The sequence below is a fragment of the Agrobacterium sp. 22094 genome (assembly GCF_052046015.1).
GTDB classification, from domain to species: domain Bacteria; phylum Pseudomonadota; class Alphaproteobacteria; order Rhizobiales; family Rhizobiaceae; genus Agrobacterium; species Agrobacterium cavarae.
Genome location: NZ_JBQEPX010000003.1, coordinates 165,559 through 186,257 on the forward strand (window position 1 = coordinate 165,559; position 20,699 = coordinate 186,257).

The 20,699-nt window shown below is 57.5% G+C and carries 25 protein-coding genes and 1 riboswitch; of the genes, 9 read left to right on the forward strand and 16 right to left on the reverse strand.

Going from position 1 to position 20,699, the window contains the following annotated elements:
* Positions 1-47: 47 nt before the first annotated feature.
* From nrdF to nrdH, 4 genes are read right to left on the reverse strand one after another with little or no spacing between them, the layout of a single operon-like run.
* Positions 48-1,037, reverse strand: coding sequence for a class 1b ribonucleoside-diphosphate reductase subunit beta (gene nrdF / locus ACTJK5_RS15650; protein ID WP_111847315.1), 990 nt, complete (start codon positions 1,035-1,037; stop codon positions 48-50).
* Between the two features lie 16 nt (positions 1,038-1,053).
* Complete coding sequence (gene nrdE, locus ACTJK5_RS15655) at positions 1,054-3,210, reverse strand: class 1b ribonucleoside-diphosphate reductase subunit alpha (RefSeq protein WP_111847316.1); 2,157 nt, start codon at positions 3,208-3,210, stop codon at positions 1,054-1,056.
* Positions 3,198-3,596 carry a class Ib ribonucleoside-diphosphate reductase assembly flavoprotein NrdI gene (gene nrdI, locus ACTJK5_RS15660; protein ID WP_111847317.1) on the reverse strand — a complete coding sequence of 133 codons (399 nt, stop codon included), beginning with the start codon at positions 3,594-3,596 and terminating at the stop codon, positions 3,198-3,200. The genes nrdE and nrdI overlap by 13 nt, the downstream gene beginning before the upstream one ends.
* An 8-nt stretch (positions 3,597-3,604) precedes the next feature.
* A complete protein-coding gene (nrdH, locus tag ACTJK5_RS15665) occupies positions 3,605-3,829 on the reverse strand; it encodes a glutaredoxin-like protein NrdH (RefSeq protein WP_062423697.1) in 225 nt (74 codons plus the stop codon).
* A 302-nt stretch (positions 3,830-4,131) separates the two neighbouring features.
* Positions 4,132-4,347: riboswitch (cobalamin riboswitch) on the reverse strand.
* Positions 4,348-4,528: 181 nt separating this feature from the next.
* Between nrdH and ACTJK5_RS15670 the strand changes: the two genes are divergently transcribed.
* The 5 genes from ACTJK5_RS15670 to ACTJK5_RS15690 all read left to right on the forward strand — a co-directional run bounded on the left by ACTJK5_RS15670 (position 4,529) and on the right by ACTJK5_RS15690 (position 9,133).
* Positions 4,529-5,548 (forward strand): ABC transporter substrate-binding protein, encoded by a 1,020-nt coding sequence (locus tag ACTJK5_RS15670; protein WP_113226612.1) that lies wholly within the window; start codon positions 4,529-4,531, stop codon positions 5,546-5,548.
* 35 nt (positions 5,549-5,583) lie between these two features.
* Entirely contained in the window at positions 5,584-6,603 is a 1,020-nt protein-coding gene (locus ACTJK5_RS15675) for a FecCD family ABC transporter permease (RefSeq protein ID WP_112358978.1), read from the forward strand.
* Positions 6,600-7,361 carry an ABC transporter ATP-binding protein gene (locus ACTJK5_RS15680; protein WP_113226613.1) on the forward strand — a complete coding sequence of 254 codons (762 nt, stop codon included), beginning with the start codon at positions 6,600-6,602 and terminating at the stop codon, positions 7,359-7,361. Before ACTJK5_RS15675 ends, ACTJK5_RS15680 begins: the two co-directional genes overlap by 4 nt.
* 55 nt (positions 7,362-7,416) lie before the next feature.
* A complete protein-coding gene (locus tag ACTJK5_RS15685) occupies positions 7,417-8,313 on the forward strand; it encodes a DMT family transporter (protein WP_113226614.1) in 897 nt (298 codons plus the stop codon).
* A 301-nt stretch (positions 8,314-8,614) separates the two neighbouring features.
* On the forward strand, positions 8,615-9,133 hold the full coding sequence (locus tag ACTJK5_RS15690; protein ID WP_062424532.1) for a sigma-70 family RNA polymerase sigma factor: 519 nt from the start codon (positions 8,615-8,617) through the stop codon (positions 9,131-9,133).
* Between the two features lie 46 nt (positions 9,134-9,179).
* On the opposite strand, the gene ACTJK5_RS15695 is transcribed toward ACTJK5_RS15690, so the two are convergent.
* The 4 genes from ACTJK5_RS15695 to ACTJK5_RS15710 form a co-directional block, all read right to left on the reverse strand.
* Positions 9,180-9,794, reverse strand: a complete 615-nt coding sequence (locus tag ACTJK5_RS15695; protein ID WP_113179915.1) for an isochorismatase family cysteine hydrolase — start codon at positions 9,792-9,794, stop codon at positions 9,180-9,182.
* An 89-nt stretch (positions 9,795-9,883) separates the two neighbouring features.
* Positions 9,884-10,123 carry a hypothetical protein gene (locus ACTJK5_RS15700; RefSeq protein WP_440612818.1) on the reverse strand — a complete coding sequence of 80 codons (240 nt, stop codon included), beginning with the start codon at positions 10,121-10,123 and terminating at the stop codon, positions 9,884-9,886.
* 188 nt (positions 10,124-10,311) lie between these two features.
* Entirely contained in the window at positions 10,312-10,551 is a 240-nt protein-coding gene (locus tag ACTJK5_RS15705) for a DUF6894 family protein (RefSeq protein WP_113179916.1), read from the reverse strand.
* A gap of 115 nt (positions 10,552-10,666) precedes the next feature.
* Complete coding sequence (locus ACTJK5_RS15710; protein ID WP_113179917.1) at positions 10,667-10,870, reverse strand: hypothetical protein; 204 nt, start codon at positions 10,868-10,870, stop codon at positions 10,667-10,669.
* 127 nt (positions 10,871-10,997) lie between these two features.
* On the opposite strand from ACTJK5_RS15710, the gene ACTJK5_RS15715 reads away from it, so the two are divergent.
* On the forward strand, positions 10,998-11,528 hold the full coding sequence (locus tag ACTJK5_RS15715; RefSeq protein WP_113226617.1) for a DUF4142 domain-containing protein: 531 nt from the start codon (positions 10,998-11,000) through the stop codon (positions 11,526-11,528).
* Between the two features lie 16 nt (positions 11,529-11,544).
* Here ACTJK5_RS15715 and ACTJK5_RS15720 read toward each other — a convergent pair whose 3' ends face one another.
* Positions 11,545-11,997 carry a Crp/Fnr family transcriptional regulator gene (locus ACTJK5_RS15720; protein ID WP_440598855.1) on the reverse strand — a complete coding sequence of 151 codons (453 nt, stop codon included), beginning with the start codon at positions 11,995-11,997 and terminating at the stop codon, positions 11,545-11,547.
* Between the two features lie 491 nt (positions 11,998-12,488).
* On the opposite strand from ACTJK5_RS15720, the gene ACTJK5_RS15725 reads away from it, so the two are divergent.
* Together ACTJK5_RS15725 and ACTJK5_RS15730 are read left to right on the forward strand one after the other, a co-directional pair.
* Positions 12,489-13,217: a Crp/Fnr family transcriptional regulator gene (locus ACTJK5_RS15725; protein WP_062423702.1), complete on the forward strand. Its 729-nt coding sequence runs from the start codon at positions 12,489-12,491 to the stop codon at positions 13,215-13,217.
* 205 nt (positions 13,218-13,422) lie between these two features.
* Positions 13,423-14,025, forward strand: a complete 603-nt coding sequence (locus ACTJK5_RS15730; RefSeq protein WP_440598856.1) for a polysaccharide biosynthesis GNAT family N-acetyltransferase UppQ — start codon at positions 13,423-13,425, stop codon at positions 14,023-14,025.
* A 53-nt stretch (positions 14,026-14,078) separates the two neighbouring features.
* On the opposite strand, the gene ACTJK5_RS15735 is transcribed toward ACTJK5_RS15730, so the two are convergent.
* The 4 genes from ACTJK5_RS15735 to coxB all read right to left on the reverse strand — a co-directional run bounded on the left by ACTJK5_RS15735 (position 14,079) and on the right by coxB (position 18,452).
* Positions 14,079-14,846 (reverse strand): Crp/Fnr family transcriptional regulator, encoded by a 768-nt coding sequence (locus ACTJK5_RS15735; protein ID WP_440598857.1) that lies wholly within the window; start codon positions 14,844-14,846, stop codon positions 14,079-14,081.
* A gap of 128 nt (positions 14,847-14,974) precedes the next feature.
* Positions 14,975-15,307, reverse strand: a complete 333-nt coding sequence (locus ACTJK5_RS15740; protein ID WP_440598858.1) for a hypothetical protein — start codon at positions 15,305-15,307, stop codon at positions 14,975-14,977.
* Positions 15,307-17,802: a cytochrome c oxidase subunit I gene (gene ctaD, locus ACTJK5_RS15745; protein ID WP_440598859.1), complete on the reverse strand. Its 2,496-nt coding sequence runs from the start codon at positions 17,800-17,802 to the stop codon at positions 15,307-15,309. Before ctaD ends, ACTJK5_RS15740 begins: the two co-directional genes overlap by 1 nt.
* Positions 17,799-18,452: a cytochrome c oxidase subunit II gene (coxB, locus tag ACTJK5_RS15750; protein ID WP_062443914.1), complete on the reverse strand. Its 654-nt coding sequence runs from the start codon at positions 18,450-18,452 to the stop codon at positions 17,799-17,801. The genes ctaD and coxB overlap by 4 nt, the downstream gene beginning before the upstream one ends.
* 81 nt (positions 18,453-18,533) lie before the next feature.
* Here coxB and ACTJK5_RS15755 point away from each other — a divergent pair, with 81 nt between their 5' ends.
* Positions 18,534-19,031: a DUF2231 domain-containing protein gene (locus ACTJK5_RS15755; protein WP_062423707.1), complete on the forward strand. Its 498-nt coding sequence runs from the start codon at positions 18,534-18,536 to the stop codon at positions 19,029-19,031.
* Here ACTJK5_RS15755 and ACTJK5_RS15760 read toward each other — a convergent pair.
* The 3 genes from ACTJK5_RS15760 to ACTJK5_RS15770 all read right to left on the reverse strand — a co-directional run bounded on the left by ACTJK5_RS15760 (position 19,009) and on the right by ACTJK5_RS15770 (position 20,603).
* Complete coding sequence (locus ACTJK5_RS15760; RefSeq protein ID WP_440612819.1) at positions 19,009-19,503, reverse strand: CopD family protein; 495 nt, start codon at positions 19,501-19,503, stop codon at positions 19,009-19,011. The genes ACTJK5_RS15755 and ACTJK5_RS15760 overlap by 23 nt on opposite strands.
* Complete coding sequence (locus ACTJK5_RS15765; RefSeq protein ID WP_440598861.1) at positions 19,497-20,240, reverse strand: cytochrome c oxidase assembly protein; 744 nt, start codon at positions 20,238-20,240, stop codon at positions 19,497-19,499. The genes ACTJK5_RS15760 and ACTJK5_RS15765 overlap by 7 nt, the downstream gene beginning before the upstream one ends.
* A gap of 144 nt (positions 20,241-20,384) precedes the next feature.
* Positions 20,385-20,603: a hypothetical protein gene (locus tag ACTJK5_RS15770; RefSeq protein WP_440598862.1), complete on the reverse strand. Its 219-nt coding sequence runs from the start codon at positions 20,601-20,603 to the stop codon at positions 20,385-20,387.
* Positions 20,604-20,699 lie beyond the last annotated feature (96 nt).

A 20,699-nucleotide genomic window follows, 5' to 3' on the forward strand; every position in this document is an offset into this window, starting at 1 on the left:
CAAATAGGTAAGGCGTCCTTCGTGCGCTCCAAAGGACGCGCGGCGCTTCAGAAATCCCAGTCCTCATCCTCTGTGGCGACTGCTTTGCCGATGACATAGGAAGAGCCGGAGCCGGAGAAGAAGTCGTGGTTCTCGTCGGCATTGGGTGACAGCGCCGAAAGGATGGCCGGATTGACCTTGCAGGCCTCCGGCGGAAACAGTGCCTCGTAGCCGAGATTCATCAGCGCCTTGTTGGCATTGTAGTGCAGGAACTTCTTGACGTCCTCGGTCAGGCCGACGCCGTCGTAAAGCGCTTCGGTGTATCGCGCTTCATTGTCATAAAGCTCAAGCAGCAGATCAAAGGCGAAATCCTTGATCTCCTGGCGCGCCGCCTCTGGCAACCGTTCGAGCGCGCGCTGGAACTTATAGCCGATATAGTACCCGTGCACCGCCTCGTCGCGAATGATGAGGCGGATCATGTCTGCCGTATTGGTGAGCTTGGCCCGGCTCGACCAGTACATCGGCAGATAAAAGCCCGAATAGAACAGGAAGCTTTCAAGGAAGACAGACGCTACCTTTTTCTTCAATGGATCGTCAGAGGCATATTGCTCCAGGATCAGGGACGATTTGCGCTGGAGGAACTCGTTTTCTTCCGACCATCGATAAGCATCGTCCACATCGGGCGTAGAGCACAGCGTCGAGAAGATCGACGAATAGGAGCGGGCATGCACGGCCTCCATGAAGGAGATGTTGGAAAGCACCGCCTCTTCATGCGGTGTCGCCACATCTTCCATCAGGCGGACTGACCCGACGCCGTTCTGGATCGTGTCGAGCAGTGTCAGTCCGGTGAAGACGCGGATCGTCAATTGCTGCTCTTCGGCCTTCAGCGTTGCCCAGGACGGGATGTCGTTGGAGAGCGGCACCTTTTCCGGCAGCCAGAAATTGCCCGTCAGTCTGTTCCACACCTCGAGGTCCTTATCGTCCTCAAGGCGGTTCCAGTTGATCGCGCGGATCGCGGTGGCAGCCTTTGGCGCCGTGGTCTTCAGTTGGATGTTCATGGTTGTTACCGAATGATCAGAGGGCGCAGGAGACGCAACCTTGCACTTCCGTGCCGGTCAGCGCCATTTGGCGAAGGCGGATGTAGTAGATCGTCTTGATGCCCTTCTTCCAGGCATAGATCTGGGCGCGGTTGATATCGCGTGTCGTGGCGGTGTCGCGGAAGAACAGGGTCAGCGACAATCCCTGATCCACGTGCTGCGTGGCGGCCGCATAGGTATCGATGATCTTCTCAGGCCCGATCTCGTAGGCGTCCTGGTAGTATTCGAGATTGTCGTTGGTCATGAAGGCAGCCGGATAATAGACGCGGCCGATCTTGCCTTCCTTGCGGATTTCGATCTTCGAGACGATCGGGTGGATGGAGGAGGTCGAGTGGTTGATATAGGAAATCGAGCCGGTCGGCGGCACCGCCTGGAGATTCTGATTGTACAGCCCACCCTCCATCACAGCCTGCTTGAGTACCAGCCAGTCTTCCTGTGTCGGGATGTGAATGCCGGCCCTTTCGAACAGATCGGCAACGCGCGGCGTTGACGGCTTCCATTCCTGTTGCGTGTATTTGTCGAAGTAGTCGCCGCTCGCATATTTGGACTGTTCGAAGCCCTTGAAGCGCTGACCACGCTCTACTGCCAGGCGATTGGAAGCCTTCAGTGCGTGATAGGTCACCGTGTAGAAATAGATATTGGTGAAATCCACGCCTTCTTCGGAGCCATAGAAAATCCGCTCGCGTGCCAGATAGCCATGCAGGTTCATCTGGCCGAGGCCGATCGCGTGGCTCTCTGCGTTGCCCTTGGCGATGGATGGCACGGAGGCGATATGGCTCATGTCCGAGACGGCCGTCAAAGCGCGGATTGCGGTCTCGACCGTCCTGCCGAAATCGTCCGAATCCATCGCCGCTGCGATGTTGAGCGAGCCAAGGTTACAGGAAATATCCTTCCCCGTCGTTTCATAGGACAGGTCGGCCTCATAGGTGCTGGCTTCACTGACCTGAAGAATTTCCGAGCAGAGATTGCTCATGGTGATGCGCCCAGCAATCGGGTTCTCGCGGTTCACCGTGTCCTCGAACATGATGTAGGGATAGCCGCTTTCGAACTGGATTTCGGCCAGCACCTGAAAGAACTCGCGCGCCTTTATCTTCTTTTTGCGGATCCGGCTGTCGGCGACCATCTCCCGGTATTTTTCCGTCACCGAAATTTCGCTGAAGGCAACGCCATAGATGCGTTCCACATCATAGGGTGAGAACAGGTACATATCCTCATTGTTCTTGGCGAGTTCGAAGGTGATATCCGGAACGACGACGCCGAGCGACAGCGTCTTGATGCGGATTTTCTCGTCGGCATTTTCGCGCTTGGTGTCGAGGAAACGCATGATGTCGGGGTGATGGGCATTGAGATAGACGGCGCCTGCACCCTGGCGCGCGCCAAGCTGGTTGGCGTAGGAGAAGGAATCCTCCAGGAGCTTCATCACCGGAATGACACCGGAGGACTGGTTTTCGATCTGTTTGATCGGCGCACCGGCTTCACGAAGATTGGTCAGTGAAAGGGCCACCCCGCCGCCGCGCTTCGAGAGCTGCAATGCCGAGTTGATGCCGCGGGCGATCGACTCCATATTGTCTTCCATGCGCAGCAGGAAGCATGACACGAGCTCTCCGCGCTGCTTCTTGCCCGCATTGAGAAAAGTCGGAGTTGCCGGCTGGAAGCGGCCGGAGATCATCTCATCCACCAGGCCGCGCGCCAGTGTCTCGTCGCCGCGCGCCAGCGTCAGCGCCACCATACAGACGCGGTCCTCGTACCGCTCCAGATACCGTTTTCCGTCGAAGGTTTTCAGCGTATAGGACGTGTAGTATTTGAAAGCCCCGAGGAATGTCGGGAAGCGGAATTTCTTCGCATAGGCATGGTCGAAGAGATCGCGGACGAAGTTGAAGGCGTACTGGTCCAGCACTACCTGCTCGTAATAGCCTTCACTCAAAAGATAATCGAGCTTTTCGCGCAGATTGTGAAAGAACACCGTGTTCTGGTTCACGTGCTGAAGAAAGTACTGGCGCGCTGCCAGCCTGTCCCTGTCCAGCTGAATCCGGCCATCCTCATCGTAAAGGTTCAGCATCGCATTCAGTGCATGGTAATCCAGCACTGCTGCGTCCGACTGCTTCAGGGGCCTCTCGAGTGTCAACGTGTCCAAAATCGTTCCAATCCCTGTCTGACATTGACGACGTCCTCACCCGTCCCCATCAGCTCGAAGCGATAGAGATAGGGCACGCCGCATTTGGCGGAGATGATGTCGCCGGCGATCCCGAAGGTCGCGCCGAAATTGCTATTGCCCGCAGCAATCACGCCGCGAAGGTTTGCTCGATTATTCGCATCGTTGAGGAAGCGAATGACCTGTTTGGGAACCGCGCCCTTGCCGTTCTCGCCGCTATAGGTCGGGACGATGAGGACGAACGGGCTTGGAACATGCAGAGTCACAGCAGCGCTGATCGGGATGCGGCGGGCGGGGGTGTCGAGCTTGGCCACGAAGCGATGCGTGTTTTCCGAGCGCGTCGAGAAGTAGACGATCTCCCCCGCCATAGTCTGCGTCACGATGCAAGCGTGCTGATCATGTCGGGCCGAAAGCCCCCCCAATGCGTCTCGCCGGCAATGACGACCGGCACCTGGCGATAGCCAAGACCGAGCACCCGCTCATAGGCCTGCTCGTCAGTCGAGACATCGACGATCGTGTAGTCGAGACCCTGACGATCGAGTGCGCGCGTCGTCGCAGTGCATTGAACGCAAGCGGGCTTGCTGTAGACGGTGATGCTCATTTTGATCCTCGTTGGAAAAAGGCATGGGAAATCGCTCTCGCGCCGCGGGGCGCGTGACGGTTTAAAAACAGGGTTGAACGCAAAGCCGAGGCCTGCCGGACAGTGCTGTGGCATGGCTTAGTAGCAAAAGCGCCGAACGCTTCTGTGCACCATGCCTCAGACGCCGGTTACTCCAACGGATAAAAGACTGAACTCGTAATCATAGGACTTCACCCCGAAGTGGCTCTACGCGGAGGCATGGGGGAAGCGAGACGCACAGGGTCATCCCGTACGCATTCGCGACCTTCCGGGCACCCCGCCGGTGGACGTATTTACTCAAGGCAGGTCTCCTGGCTCGCGGGTCGTCACATTCATCTCGCCTTCCCGAAACCTTATGTTTCAGTGGCTGCTGAGAGAATGCTCGCCGCTTACAGTTGCGGGGGCAGCTGCGGCATTGCTCCACCATTGCTGGCTTCGCGCACCGTATTCCCATCTTCGCTTCCGACAGAATCGGAAGAACCTTGAATACCAGATATAGTATGCATTTCGTTCAGTGCGTCAATAGGCTGTTGCAACGACGCGAACTGGGCTGATCTTGATATCAACAGGAAAAATCCCGACACCATAATATGAAGCAAACGGTCTTGTTTTGTGCAAGGAGAGGTGATTATAGGCGCAGGCATTGTGCGGCGGGAGCCGCGTTCAACAGGATCTTGGGTGATGATGAAGCGTCTTTTTGCGGCTGTGGGATTTTGTGCATTTGCGGGGTTTGCGGCAACCCCGGCGACGGCCGCGACGACCTATCCTCTGACGATCGAAAACTGCGGCGCCACGGTCACCTTCAACAAGGCGCCTGAGCGTGCCGTGGCACTCGGTCAGAACAGCGCCGAGATCATGCTGCTGCTTGGTCTTCAGGACAAGATGGTCGGCACTGCCTTCTGGCCGAACAAGGTTCTGCCGCAGGTCGCCGAGGCTAACGCCAAGGTCAAGGTTCTGACCGTCGAGTTTCCGACCTTCGAATCCATCCTGGCACAGAACCCGGACTTTGTGACCGCCGCCTTGCCGACACTCGTCGGCCCCACCAGCAAGGTGGCGAAGCGCGAAGATTTCGACAAGCTTGGCATCTCCACCTATCTTTCGCCCAGCATGTGCGCGCTGGACGACATGTCCAAAGACAAGTCCGGTTATGGCAATCGCTCCAAACTCTGGAACATGGAGACGCTGTATAAGGAGATCGATGATCTCTCGCAGATCTTTGACGTGGCCGACAAGGGGCAGGCCGTCATCGCCGACCTGAAGAAGCGCGAAGCTGCATTGCGTGCTGATGCGGCGAAGGATGGCAAGAAGCTTTCCTATGTCTTCTGGTTCTCCAGCCCGTCGCCGTCGGCTGACGCCTATCTCGGCGGCAAGAACAGCCCATCGGGCTATATCGCCGATCTGTTGGGCGGCACCAATGCCATTACCACCGAAACCGAATCTCCGGCCATTGGTTGGGAAACGATCATTGCCGCCGATCCCGACGTGATCGTCGTGACGCAGGTCGACCGCAATCGCTGGGAACTCGACAAGGCAGATGCAAAGATCAAGTTCCTGAATAGCGATCCTGCCACCAGCCAGATGAATGCCGTCAAGAACAAGGCGCTCGTCATCATGCCGGCGCAGGCGATGAACCCAAGCGTTCAGACGATCTACGGCGCCGAGCAGATTGCTCGGCAGTTGAAGACCCTCGGCCTGAAGTGAGTTCGGTGGCGGCGAAGGATCGATCAGGTAGCGGGATGCGGCGGCTTGTTGCCTCCGTAGCGCTCTATCTTGCGTGCTTCGCGACGATTGCCCTCGTGGTCGGCATCAGTGTCGGGATTGGCGATCTACCAATTCCGCTCTCTACCACCTATGCCGCCATCACCAACAAGCTCGGCTGGACGTCGGTCGAGATCAGCCGCATCCATGAGGCAGTGATCTGGGAGTACAGGCTGAGCCGCGCTCTCGTGGCCGTCTTCTGCGGCGCGGGCCTCGCCATGTGCGGCGCCATCATGCAGGCCATGCTGCGCAATCCGCTGGCTGAGCCCTATGTTCTCGGCATTTCCGCTGGCGCCTCGACCGGTGCCGTAGCCGTCGTCATTCTCGGGATCGGTGCCGGCGCAGTGTCGCTGTCTCTGGGTGCCTTCGTCGGCGCCTTTGCGGCATTCTTCCTGGTTGCCATTCTGTCCAATGGGGCGCGCGGTGGCGCAGACAGAACGATCTTGGCGGGTGTTGCAGCCGCTCAGCTTTTTAATGCCGCCACATCCTATGTGGTCACCACTTCCGGCAATGCCCAGCAGGCCCGCGACGTGATGTTCTGGCTTCTCGGCAGCTTCGGTGGCGTGCGTTGGCCGGATGTCGGTCTCGTGTCCATCGTCGTCGGTCTCGGTCTGATCTGCTGCCTCTTCCATGCGCGCGTGCTGGATGCCTTTGCCTTCGGCGATGAGGCGGCCGCCTCACTCGGTGTCAATGTCGGGCGCACGCGCATCATTCTCTTTGCGCTGACCGCAGTCATCACCGCCACCATCGTCAGTATGGTGGGGACGATCGGCTTTGTCGGTCTCGTGGTTCCGCATGCAGCACGTTTCGTCGTCGGGCCGCTGCACGCACGGCTCTTGCCGGCCTGCGCCATCACCGGGGCGATCTTCATGGTGCTCGCCGATATCGCCTCGCGCACGCTTGTGCCGCAGCAGGTTCTGCCCATCGGCGTGGTGACGGCTCTGGTCGGAGTGCCGTTCTTCTCCGTCATCCTCTACAGGCTGCAACGCGCGTCATGAGTATCACAGCGGACAATCTGGTGTGGAAGGTCGGCGCAAAGACGATCGTGGATGGCATTTCCTTCACGGTCGAGCCCGGCAAGATGCTTGGACTTCTCGGCCCGAATGGCTCCGGCAAGACATCGCTGCTTCGCCTGCTCAGTGGGTTGAAGAAACCCCATTCAGGCCAGGTGCTGCTGGACGGCAAGGATATCAGGACGATCCGCCGCAAGTCTCTTGCACAGCGTATCGCCTTCATCGAGCAGCACGCCACGACGAACGTCAATCTGAAGGTCATCGACGTCGTCAAGCTGGGACGCTTTCCCCACAAGTCAATGTTCTCAGGCTGGACGCGGGAAGACGATGCGGCTGTGAATGAAGCGCTTGAGCGCACAGAGATGACCGCCAAACGCAACGATGCCTGGCAGAGCCTCTCGGGCGGTGAGAAGCAGCGTGCTCATCTTGCCCGCGCCTTGGCGCAGTCGCCGAAGGAACTCATTCTCGATGAGCCCACCAATCATCTGGACGTCCACCACCAGATCAGCCTTCTGCGCCTCGTATCTGGGCTTCCGGTCACCAGCATCATCGCGCTCCATGATCTCAACCATGCTGCCATGTACTGCGATCACCTGATCGTGCTGCAGACCGGCAAGATCGTGGCGTCAGGAACGCCTGAAGAGGTGATGACGCAGGATCTGTTGCGGAACGTCTTTTCGGTCGAAGCCGTCGTCGAGACCTCGCGCTTCCACGCCAAGCCACATATCCAGTTTCTTCGATAGAACATCGCGTCTGAATGTGTGGCAGCAACCACCCATCTACGGTCCAGGGACACTTGTGAAAACCATCAGCGAAAACCAGACGCTTGGCATTGGCCTTCGGGTTCTCTCGGGATTTCTTTTTGCAGCCATGTCGATCTGCATCAAGGCGACCTCGGGTGAGGTGCCTGTCGGCCAGATCGTCTTCTTCCGCTCGGCATTTGCGCTGATCCCGCTCGTGATCTTTCTATGGTGGCGCAACGAATTTCCGCGTGGGTTGGCGACGCGACGCCCTTTTGGCCATTTGCTGCGCTCCAGTCTTGGGGCTGCTGCGATGTTTGCGTCCTTCGCCTCCATTGCGCGCCTGCCCCTGGCGGAGGCAACGCTTCTCACCTACCTCTCGCCGACCTTCACCAGTGTTGCTGGTGTGGTGCTTCTCTCCGAACGGCTGACCAAGTGGCGTGTGGGTGGTGTGCTTTTCGGGCTTGCCGGGGTGGTGACGCTGGTGTGGCCGGAGATCGGTCACGGCGTCATGGATGACGCGCGAATGTGGGGTTATATCCTCGGTCTGCTGATGGGGGTGCTGACCTCCTTCGCCCTGATCATGGTGCGCAGTCTCAGCAGAACGGAACATCCGGGCGCGATCGCCTTCTACTTCGTCATTGCCTCGATGATTGGCGGTCTCTTCACCGTGCCTTTCGGCTGGGTGATGCCGGACCCCATAGGTTTCTCACTTCTCATTCTCGCCGGCCTTTTCGGTGGCTTTGCGCATATCGCCATGACGATGGCCTTTCGACACGCCGAAGCATCCTTGCTGGCGCCGTTTGAATATCTCGCCATCCTGTGGCCGATCCTGGCGGACTTGCTGATCTTCAACTCGCTGCTCTCCAGTACTTTCATCACCGCCCTGCCGCTGATCCTCGTCGGTACAGCGCTGGCCGCCATGGAAGGAAGACGCAGGCGTATTCAATCATAGATTGTGTGTCGCCATCTTGCGTTATTGGCTCTGATCGAGGACGTGCGGTGAAGGGTATTCGGGACGCATGTCGTTATCGCAAAACCGCTGCACGGTTTTGCTTAAACCGTGCTCTAATCCCAACGGTAGAAGGGCTCTTTTCCCCATCGGGCATCCTGCTATAAAAGATGCTTCGAACCGTCAGATTCTCGTTCCGTTCATTAAGTTTTCTCTAATTCAACCGCTGTGTGTACGCTGGCGTACAGCAACGATGACCTTCCCCCCTGCATTATGAACTGTATCCACGGAGGGGAATATGGACATGCAAAACGCCAGCACCGCATCCGAATTGGTTGTCACCGAGGACCAGCTTGCCGAATTGAGAATGGGCATTGCCGATCTCAGCCCGGCGCTCTCTGCTTTCGCCCGCCGTTTTGTTCGGACGGAGGGAGAGGTTGACGATCTCGTCCAGGAAACGATTCTAAGGGCGCTTCGCGCCGTTCATCGGTTCACGCCGGGGACCGCGTTGAAGTCTTGGCTGTTTACTATTATGCGCAACACATTCTGCACCCGTTATAAGGTCGCTCAGCGAGAGCGCATCGGCCTGCCTGCGGGTGTGGAGAAAATGATGTCCACGCCCCCGAGCCAAGAATGGCGCCTCGAACATCAACAGGTCATGCGCGCTATAGGCGATCTGGATTCAGACCAGAAGAAGGCTCTGCTCCTGATCGCGGACGGTACCAGCTACTCCGACGCTGCCGATCTATGCGGGTGTCGTATCGGCACCATCAAGAGCCGTGTCAGCCGCGCTCGCGAAGCTTTGCGCCGCGACCTTTACTAACGCGTTCCGCCACGTTGCCATGTCTTTCATGGCCCATTCCTGCATCTCAGGGGTGGGCCAAAATTTCATGTAGGCTTTCAATCATCTCCTCGGTTTTCACAAGCGTCAACTGGACCGCGAAACGGCCTCGCAGCAGTGCCAGCGATGCATCGTGGGTTTCGTCCTGCCCACTGCAGACCGCATCTTCGATCAGGAAGACGCGGTAGCCGAGATCGATTGCGCCCAGAACCGCTGCGAGGACGCATACATCGGTTTCTCCACCCGAGATAACGACAGTGCCGACATCCCGTTTGCTCAGATAGTGGTGCAGTCTTCCATCGGTCCACGGAGAGTACGTATATTTGCTAAAGTCTACGGCCGGCGGCATGAAGGCTGCAAGCTCCGGAATAACTTCGGTCAATTCACGGCGAATATGATCGCCCGTCATCATCCACCATTTGCGGTAATAAGACTGCCATTGACCGTGGGCGGCCTTCGCATTGGCAGGCGGGACAAAGCGGGTGAAGATGGTTTGTTGTGGCCACTGCTGAACCAGCCGGCTCACATTGCCGAGGATCTTTGGCATCCAGTTCACCTGCCACGGTGTCTCTTCCGAAAACATCCGCTGCATGTCGATGCACAGGTGCCGCCAATTGTCAGTATTCGTATCGATGTAAGCCATCGTCCAACCGCCCCAGATATATAGTCTTCTTTGCGGCTGCTAACCTCAAGGGACGGGCGAGGTTCCGGATTTTGAAGCGGTGGATCGCGTCAACCGTAGCGAAGCATATCAAGACGGTAGCGGAAGTGCAGCGACGCCAAACGGGTCATTTTTTCCGCGTCGACGATTCCCCGATCATACATCCGAAGCACGTAGCGGGCCACGTCTGCGGTGTCGGGAGCGATTGGTTCCCACTGCTCGGAAAGCACGCCATTATATGCGGTTTGGACGACGCGCATATCATCGTTTAAAAAAACGCCCTGGCTTTGATGTTCATATTGAAAACACATCATATCTTCCGAGCAGTACCAACCCGGCCTATGCTTGAGGAAAGAAGAATGCCTCAAAGTATAGGACGGTACCTGAAGGCCGTAAACGTCCGGAAGCGTACCCAATAGAGCGATTTATGGCGCGATTTGAACGCGACTACAGGTAGTCGTCGATGATAAGTGCTTGCCCGTTCAGCATCATGTCTTGATTAGTCAAGAATAGTCAGGGCAGAGCGGAACGGAACGACCTGCAGCGGTCTCCCTATCTCATCGCAAATCTCGATTCGCCGCGACGAAATATCCTTTCCTTCCAAAATAGCTTCGCTCATCAAAGCACGCGCATCTTCGATCGCGGAGATATAGGCAGCGTCCATGTCCTTCAATTCGCTACCCTCGGGATCGATAACGCGTGCTTCAGACGTCAGCACATGGAAGTAATATTTCTGCATTCTTCTGGTCCGGCAGCGGATTGGTGTCTCACGATTTATGTTAGCGTTTACGTAATTACGCCGCTGCCGTCCGGTCGGATCACCTCTGGTATTGAACATCCTCCCTTTCATGCTGTCATTGATTATCTTTTGTCTTCAGCGCGTCACCGATATTGCGTTTTTCAGGATCCTTCAAATTTTCGCCGACGGCATCCCTGTCGGTTTCCGGGTCATCTGTCGCTGGCATGTAGCCTCGTGGCTTTTGGGGTGTGGGGCCTTCCCAGCGTGGCCACTGGTCGGTCGTACCGGCCGGGCCGGTGGAGGGCGTGTCTTTGGTCATATCATTCTCCTTTCAGGCTGCCCCAACCCGGGTGCGCCAAGAGGGTTCCGCAGTTTGCTTTTTCCAACCGGGGAACATGCCGTGGCAGTTACGGTTAGGGCGGTCCCGACAAAAGGAGATCGAAGAGATGAAGTTTCTCATTGCAGCACTCGCCGTAACAGCCGCCATTGCAGGCCCCGCAGCAGCGCAATCCGCGGCCGAGAAGACGGGTATCAACTCGGTCATGGGTGTGGCGCCGTCGACGGAGGATTTCGTTCAGCAGGCGTCAGCAAGCGATATGTTCGAAATCGAGTCCAGCAAGCTTGCGCTTCAAAAAGGCAACGACAAGACCAAAGGCTTTGCCCAGCAGATGATCGACGATCACGAAAAGACCTCGCTGGAAATGAAGCAGCTGATCGAGTCAGGTAAGGTAAAGGCCACGCCATCAACGACGCTCGCGTCGTCACAAGCGGATATGTTGGAAGGTTTGAAGGAACTGAATGGTGCCGAATTCGATGAGCGGTATATCGACGATCAGGTGACGGCGCATGAGAATGCTGTCGACCTATTCAAGCGTTATTCCGAAGGCGGCGATCATGGTGAGTTGAAGACCTGGGCGGCGAGCACGCTTCCAGCCCTTCAGCATCACCTTGAGATGGTCAAGGGAATGCAGAAGTAGAGAGACGCCCTCGGCTTCAGTTGACGCCGATCTTGCGGCTGGCTTTTGCCAGCGTCAGGATCAGGCGTCGATATTCCTTTTCCGGCAGTCCATAGCTGTTTCCCGCAACACGTCTGATAGGCTCCGCATCCCGAATTTCGATCACTCCTCGGGACGCCTTTATCGCATGCATCCCCTCCAGAATATGAAGTTCGTTTGTCACGCCGGCGCGACGTGTTCCGAGACAGCTTGCGATGAAGTCATGGGTGAAGGGAAGCACACCAGACGGCATGCGGTCGCGGCACATCAACAGCCATCGGGCAACCCGCACGTTTAAACGATGGCTGAGACAGGATACTGAAAGCTGCGCCAGTTGAAGCTCACGGCAATAGGCGTAGCGCTCTAGCATTTGCTGGAGGGTGCGGTGGTGGCTCACGACGGCGTGGAACTCACGGACTGACAGTCTCAGTGCCGCGCCGTCCGTCGCCATCACGGTCCTGTACGGTGTTGAGGCGGCCGCTGAGACCGCATGGCCTCCAATCAATCCTTCAAAGCCGGTTTGTAGAATCTCTACATCACGTCCGTCCGTCATTGTGAGAAGGTTTGACGCTATTCCCGTCTCGATAAAGAAAACATGGGTGGTCTTTTCGCCAGCCCTGATGAGCACGGTTCATGAGGGTAGGTTAACCTGCTGCAGGGCGCCGCGTAAAGAACCGAAGCTTGACTCGCTCGCGGCATTGAGAAGCGTGTTTCGAATGAGGTATCCCGCGGATGTCATCGTCAACTCCCTGAACACCAACATTTTTTGATGACGTGGGCCCATCTCGGTACACTGTATACTAATTAGATAATTATCATATGAATAGGGCGTTTGCCGCGGGTCAATTTCTGTACGGTAGATGACATTGTATTGCTCAAAGGTTTCAACAGTTTAGTGTCCCTCAAACGTCCTGTGGACGATCGAAGGGAATGACGACTTCAATGGATACCGAACAGAACTCTGTACGCAACAAACTGTTGAAAGCTTTGCGTCCGGATGATTACGAACTGCTGCGCCCGAGCATGCAGATCGTCAAGCTTAACGTCCATGAAGTGATAGAGCAGCCGCGTGTCCCGATCGAACGGGTCATTTTTTTCGAAACGGGTCTCGCTTCCGTCATCGGTCATCTATCCAGTGGGAAAAGCATCGAGGTCGGGCTGACAGGTCGTGAAGGCATGTCGGGCTCCGCCATCGTACTCGGTAGTACAGAAGCAACGCACCGCACACTTGTTCAAGTGGGCGGCTACGGGATCGCCGTTTCGTCCTCCGCTATCGTCGATGCCATGAGAGTCAGCGATACCTTGCGTGATGTATTCCTGACCTACATCCACACATTGCTCACTCAGACTGCGTCGACGGTCGTCGCCAATGGTCTATCAAAACTCGACAAACGTCTCGCGCGCTGGTTGCTGATGATCCATGACCGGATCGATGGCGCAACGGTGGCGATGACCCACGAGTTCCTTGCCCTTGTTCTTGGAGTGAGACGTCCTGGCGTTACTGTCGCGCTTCATATTCTTGAAGGAAAAGGCCTGATCCGGGCCTCCCGGGGGCAGATTACCATCATCAATCGGCAAGGGCTGGAGTTGGAAGCCGGTGGCTCATATGGCCAAGCAGAGAGCGAATACAATCGCCTCATGACCGATATACTCGCAAGGCAAGTATCTTAGTACCACATTGCTTTCACGCCGATGCAGACTACTTGTACTAAAATGAGACAAACTGCTGATTTCACGGAAATGTGACGTCATTTTCACCCTATATTAGGCCTCACTTATACATTGGTGTTTCAAAACAGAATCCTCTAATATACACTCTTAAATGGCATCTTTGATGCTGATGTGGAGTGAGTATCGTGTGTGAGGAGGAAAAATCATGACAAGACTGAGTAGTGTTTTGTTGGTGAGCGCATGTCTGGCGCTTCCGATCAATGCGCATGCCTTGGACGTCAGTGTGGGCGGAGTTAGCGCAAGTGTCGGCGGCAATGGTAGCGGCGGCTTGGGTGTCGGTGCTTCTGTCGGAGGAAGCGGCGGGATCAACGCCGGAGCCAGCGTCGGAGGCCGTTCGGGAGGTGGCCTTGGCGCAGACGTCAACGCTTCGGTTGGTGGAAGCAGAGGCGTGAACGCCAATACCAGTGCGACGGTCGGAGGCCGGAGCATTGCAAATGCGGATGTGAACACGTCAGTCGGCGGAAGCCGCGGATTGAATGCTTCGGTCGGAGCGACTGTCGGAGGCGCGAGAGCCCTGGACGTCGATCTTGGTATCGGTGTCGGCACCGGTCCTGGAAGACCGAACCCTGGAACGGTCAACCCCGGCACCAACCCGTCACTGCCGGCCAACGGCATTATCCGTGCCTACAACGATATGTCGCGCACAGAGCAGCTTCGCCTGGCGAAGCGTTGCGTCGATATCATGAGGGGCGGCTATGAGGCAGATCTCGTGAAGCTCTGTCGGATCATCCGCACCGCCTCGCGGTAAAGCAAAGTCGCGAAAGGGGCCGTCCGCAATCGAGGCGGCCCCCGCGCTCTTGCTCAACCCGCAGAGCGGGTATCGGCCGTCGCAGGGCGCAAAAGTGCGGAGGCGCGAAAGCGGGCAAAGACCCGGTCATGCTCTTCCTCGGACAGGCCGTAAATATCGCCGGCATATTCTTCCAGGGCGTCCCGATTGCGAATGGTAATCTTGGCTCTTTCGGAGCGAATGAACCCCCTGCCTTCGAGAAAATGCAGGGCATCTGTCACGCTCGGTCGCCGGACTGCCAGCATCAGCGACAAAAATTCGTGGGTCAGATGAAGCTGGTTGCCGTCCACCCGGTTGTGGCAGACGAGAATCCACCGTGCCAGCCGTTGGCTGACGGGCTGCGTAGTATTGGATAGCAGCGTGCACTCGATCTGAGTGCGCAGCGCATGCGATGCGCAGGTCAGCAGTTGCTCAAGAATTCGATGACGATTGCGCAGAGCCTGGAACGCGGTGATCTCCAAAACTATCGCCTGTCCTGGGACCTGCATGATGACTTGCGTAAAGCTTGTCTCCGCATCGACCAGTGCGCCTGACGGCACATAACCTTCCCGCCCGACAATGCCGGATTCCGTCACCTTGCCGGAGCGCGATTGAACGAGGACCGAGGCGATGCCGCTGCAGATGAAAAAGACCTTTTCAATCTTCTCGCCTGCTTTGATAAGGATTTCGCCGGCAGGCAGATCGACAGCCACGGCACGCCTCAGGAGCTCTGAGCGAATGTCATCCGGCAGGAACGAGATCAATTGGTTCTGGCCTGCAAGTTTCTCGTGTTCCTCAGTCATTCTGCTTCCTCTCGCGGCACAATTGTTCGGCAATGGCGCAGATTTTCAAGCCACCAGGGTGAGAATGCTTGAGCGGAAGAAAAGTTCTGTACTCGCGACTCTTCGTATTCGCGGTCAGCCAAGTCGCTTTAGCAGAGGTCCAGCCATAGAATGCCTGAAAACACATAAGCCGTGCTGAAGAGCGCCGCGCCCGCCGTGTAGCGCGTCACGGAGAGCATCGTTCCGCTCATGGACGAGGAGATTTTCTCTGCACTCAGCGCAACGAAGACGGTTATCGCTATGGTGAGGGTGGTGGCAGCGAACAACAAAATGAGAAGCGCTCTCAGCGAAGAGATTGGGCCGATCGCCATGTCCTGCCATCCCAGCGAGCAGCCGGTGGCCTGAGCGCCATATAGAAGGAGAAAGCCGAGGCTCCAGCCCGTGAAGGGCAGCAGAAGGGCGATGGCCAGCGCATATCGCATCAGCTTCCTCCACCCTGCAGAAGCGACAGAAGAGAGGGATAGACAGCCACGATCGTAGTCGTTGCGGCCACATATCTGTTCCAAAGTCCCGCGATCAGCAGATCGACCAGCCTGTTTTCGGTGACGTAGCCGGTCCGGATTCTCCAGATGCAAAACGCAGACAACAGCCCGCCGATACCCATGTGAATGAGCCCGTAGATATTGACGGCGTAAATCACGGCATCCGAGGCGTGAAACTCCGTTCCATATGTCCTGACGAGGTCCACCAAGAGCAATGCCATCGCGATGCCGTATAGAGCCATGCTTGCAAGGCGCAGGAATGGCGCGCGCAGAAGAGCTTTCGCGGGCAGTGAGCCAAGCACAGAAGCTGCTATCGCGATAACGCAGGCCAAGAGCGTCCAGATGGATGAGACTGAGGAGGAGCGAAGGTTCTCCCAGCCGGGCGCCGAGACCCAGAGGAACAGGCCCCCAAAGAGAAGCGAAGTGAAGAGTGTGGCGGTGACCAGCAATGTCAGGCGCATCGCCATGAGCGAGGGGGGATCTCCACTTTCAAAATGCGGTGGCAAGACCAACCCTTTGCCCGCGTAAAGTTCACTGCCTGTGGTCTGCACGGCCTCATTCGGCGTCCATCTGAGGAAGAGAAGGATCACCGCCAGAAGTGCTATGGGCGCGATCACGTAGAGCTTTGCGAGCAAGGAGACGAAGAACAGCCCTGTCGCCAGGGCCGTGATGAGCGGAAGATAGGTTTGGCGTGGCAGGATAATGATCTGGTTGGGCCGAGCCTGAACGGCGCTTACCCCCAGCGTTTCCATCCAGCCATTGCGAGTGAAGCCAAGATAGCCATCGCCTGCCGCAAGGCGTGAGCCAAGGCGGTTGATGTCAAGCCTGTCTGCCCGTTTGTCGACAGATGGCAGGGCGGCGAAGTTGTAGGATGGCGGCGGTGTCGGCATAGCCCATTCAAGTGTGCCGGCGTTCCAGGGATTGCGCCGGAACGGACGGCCAAAGAAAAACACCAGAAAGAGATCGATTGCGGCCAGCACGAAACCCATCGCCATGATGAAGCTGCCGATGGACGACATCAGGTTCAGCCATTCCCACGGCGACTCTGCCGGGTAGGTATCGACCCTGCGCGGCATGCCGAGGAGACCTGTCAGATGCATCATGAAGAAGGTCAGGTTGAAGCCGATAAAGATCATCCAGAAGGCTGCGTGCGACATATGCTGAATGGGCTGGCGACCGGAGATGTGAGGCACCCAGTAATAGGCGCCTGCCAGCATCGGGAACAGGAAGCCGCCGACAAGCACGTAGTGGAGGTGGGCGACGACGAAATGCGTGTCATGCGCCTGCTGATCGAAGGGTACCATCGCCAGCATCACGCCAGTCAAGCCGCCGATGACGAAGACGAAGAAGAATCCGAAAATGTGCAGCATCGGGATGGTAAAGGATGGCCGGCCTTGGCTTAGCGTCGCGATCCACGCAAAGATTTGGATTGCTGTCGGCACCGCAACAAGGGCACTCGCCGCCGAGAAGAACGACAAGGCCACATGCGGGATGCCCGTCGTATACATGTGATGGACCCAAAGCCCAAAGGACAGGAAGGCCATCGACAGGATTCCGGCGATGATGATCTTGTATCCCGTAAGCGTCGTGCGGGCGAGCACGGGCAGGATGGTGGAGATGACGCCGGCTGCAGGCAGAAAGATGATATAGACTTCCGGGTGGCCGAACAGCCAGAACAGGTGCTGCCACAAGAGCGGATCGCCCCCACGGGTCGGATCGAAGAAGGGCAGGCCGAAGGCGCGTTCCGCTTCCAGCAGGATCGAGCCCAGGATCAGCGGCGGAAAGCCAATCACCATCATGCCCGCCACCACCAGCATGTACCAGGCAAAGATCGGCATCCGGTCGAGCGACATGCCGGGCGCGCGCATCTTGAGGATCGTCACGACAATCTCGATCGCGGCCGTCATCGCCGAAATTTCGACGAAGGTGATGCCGAGCAACCATACGTCGGCGTTGATGCCGGGGCTGTAGGTGGAGGAACTGAGCGGCGTATACATGAACCAGCCGCCATTCGGCGCGACGCCGGCCAGGAGCGCGATGATCAGCATGCTGCCGCCAAAGAGGTAGCACCAGTATCCGTAAGCGGAGAGACGCGGAAAGGCGAGGTCGCGGGCGCCGAGCAGTTTGGGCAGCAGATAGATCGCTAGTCCCTCGAAAAATGGGATGGCGAAGAGGAACATCATGATGGTCCCATGCATGGTGAAGACTTGCGCATACTCTGCCGCATCGAGGAAGCGGCTTTCGGATGTCGCAAGCTGCGTGCGGATCAGCATGCCGAGAAAGCCGCCGATCCCGAAGAAGACGAGGGCGGTGAGCATGAAACGTGCGCCGATAATGTTGTGATTGACGGCGGCGAGGCGGCACCAGCCTTTGCCTGTGCCCCAGATGGCTTCCAGTTCCCGATGCAGGCGAATGGGTGAAATCTTTTGCGTCACGTCGATCCCTGTGCATCTGGAAGTGTTTCTATCACCCGCCGATAGTCGTCCGGCTCATGGGCGATCACGCTGAAAGTCATGGCGCTATGGCCGGTGCCGCAATATTCGGCGCAGATCCCGCCAAATGTGCCGGCCTTGTCCGCCTTCAGCCGTATGCGCGTCTCATGGCCTGGAATGGCATCGATCTTGCCGGCAAGGCGCGGCACCCAGAAACTGTGGATCACATCGGTGCTGGAAACGACGATCTCGACCGTCTGTCCAGCCGGGATATGGAGGACATTGCGACTACCAGGACCGGTGTTAGCCGCACTATAGCGAACATCCCAGTTCCACATGCTGGCCTGGACACGAATGACGTCGGCGGGTGCATCTGCTCTCGCGCCGAACAGAGCTTCGCCCTGGAGGAAGGCTGCACCCAGAAGTGCCGTCAAAACGGGGATGGGCATGACGATCCCGCCGCCGATAATCCAGCGCGAAGCAGGGACGTGTGACAGCTTTCGAGAAAAGGCGCTCAGGAAGAAAAGGCCGAGCACAAGAGCGAATAGGACGGCCGATCCGAAGAGCATGATCCACCACAGTTGCGCCACGGCGCTTGAGGCGGGTCCCGCAGGATCGAGTGTGGAAAGATCGCCGGAACAGCCGGCCAGCATCAACGGCAGGGTGGTCTTCGTCGCGATTGCGCGGAACCTCTGCCCGGGCCCGCTGGTTGTCGGAGAAAGAGGAGACGTGTTTTGGATACACCGCCGAAGAAAAACCCGGTCATCTCCAAGCTCGAGGAAAAGGATGCGAGTTCGGCCGTTGCCGTTGCTGGCCATCCCCTTCATGCAATGACGGTGCATTTCCCGATTGCGCTTGTCTTCGGGACGCTCGGTGCGGACATCATGTACTGGTGGGGCGCTGATCCATTCTGGCTGCGTGTCGGGCTGTGGACGACGGGCATTGCGTTCTTCAGCGCCATTGCGGCCGGTTTGATCGGCTCGGCCGAGCTCTTTCTCGTTCCAGGCATCCGCGCGCGTGTTGCAAGCTGGGCGCATGCAGTGGCTGGCATGTCGCTGATTGCGGTTTGCGGGGCCAATTGGGGCGGTCGCTATTTTTCCAGCATTGAGGTCCTGCCCCACGGCCTTGTCCTGTCGCTGATCGCGTCGGGGTTGACGGGGCTGGCTGGCTGGCATGGCGGTAAGTTGATTTTCGATCATGGCGTCGGTCTCATGGTATCGCCCAAGGACTGATCGACCGTGCGATCTCTTTCAGCCCGCCAGCCTCGATCGGAATTATGTCGAGGCTCCAATCCGGTTTGGCGAGAACGACGAAAAAGATGCCGAGCACGGTCGCGGCGGTCAGCACGGTGGCGCCGATGAAGCGCCACACGGGATAGACCTCTCCCTCGTTGAAAAGACGAATGATGACGAGCCCAGTGACGATGTGCACTGTCACCATCACGCCGATGAGCCCAAGCTTGATGGTGAACCAGAGCGTGAAAGTGTGCTGAAAGAAAATCAGGGCTGTGCCGGTCAGGATCGAGACGAAGGCCGCTGGCGACGCGACGACGACGTAGCAGAAGCGCACGAGGCGCTGGAGCGCGTAAAGACCGGATCGATTGCCGACATGCGCGCGTTGGACGTAAAGCGCAGGCAGACTGAGAAGTGTCGCGGCCCAGATGGAGATCGCTGCGATATGGATGAATTTCAGCAGTATCACCATTGCCAGCTGCCCTTGCCATCCCGGCTAGCGACACCGCGATAAAGGCGCATCAATGCCACGATGAGATAGGGTAGCAGGCCCACCGTCCACATGATGACGCCGGCAAGCTGCTGGTCCTGAAGCGGCTCGAGGCCGAAGGCCTGTGTCGTATCGAGATGTGCGGCGAAAAGCGGCGCGCGCGAGAGCGTCAGGATCGCCGCAAGCATGCCCATCTGCGCAACGGTCGCAAGAGCCAGGGCAACGGCAGTGAAGATACTGGTTCTCGGAGACAGCAGGATCGCCCATAGCCAGATGGCACTGGCAAGAAGGCCTGCCTGCATGATCCAATAGGGGATCATGCCATTAAGAGCGAAGGCATAGCCCGGCGGAATATGCCAGAACCAGAAGATCAAAGTGTGAAAGATGAACGCCATTTCCGGTGGCAGGCGGCTGGAAACAGCGCTTCTCGTCCGGAAGACCGTGGTGAGAAGCGGAGCAAGCACTGTCATCAAGATGAAGTGATGGGTCACCCGCACGGAAAACAGCGCTGTGGTCAGAGCGCAAAGTGGTGAAATCAAGAGCAGGGTGGATACGGCGAAAACGGCCGTCGCAATCCATATCCGGTGTCTATGAAGCGAAAGCGCCGACAGCATCGTGAGCGCGACGACGACCGCCAGAGCAAACGGGTCGAAGTTCCAAGCACCCCAGACTTGCGATGGCAGCGGCGCAGGACCGCAATAAGGAACTGGTTGGTTCACCCCAAAAATCCGTCCACCCTCCATTGAAGCGACGCAGAAGCATCAGGGGTCGAACGCCGGAGGGTGGCTGAGGTTCCGACGTTGTCTTTTAAGATGAGGGGGTGCTTTCGTCCTCATCCTGGAACGGAGGGTCAATCAGAGGCTCTATGCTTGATCTCGTCTTTGCGCGGCGCTTTCCTGTCGCCGCGGGGCATGGGTGGCTTCGCTCTGATGCGTCCTTTGGTTCTTGAGTGAGCGGCGGCTCATCTCGTCCTTCAGCTTCTGCATTGCCAGATGACGGCTTGGGTAGACCTTCGTCAGCATGCCATTGTGCAGCACAGCCCAACCGCGCTCATGGGGCATCAATACCGTGTCATTGCTCATGATTTTTTCCTCCCGATAGGCTCACATTCAATTTTGTGATGTGCCCAAACCGTGTTTGCGCAGTTCGGTTCCTCAAGGGATGCGAAGACGGATGGA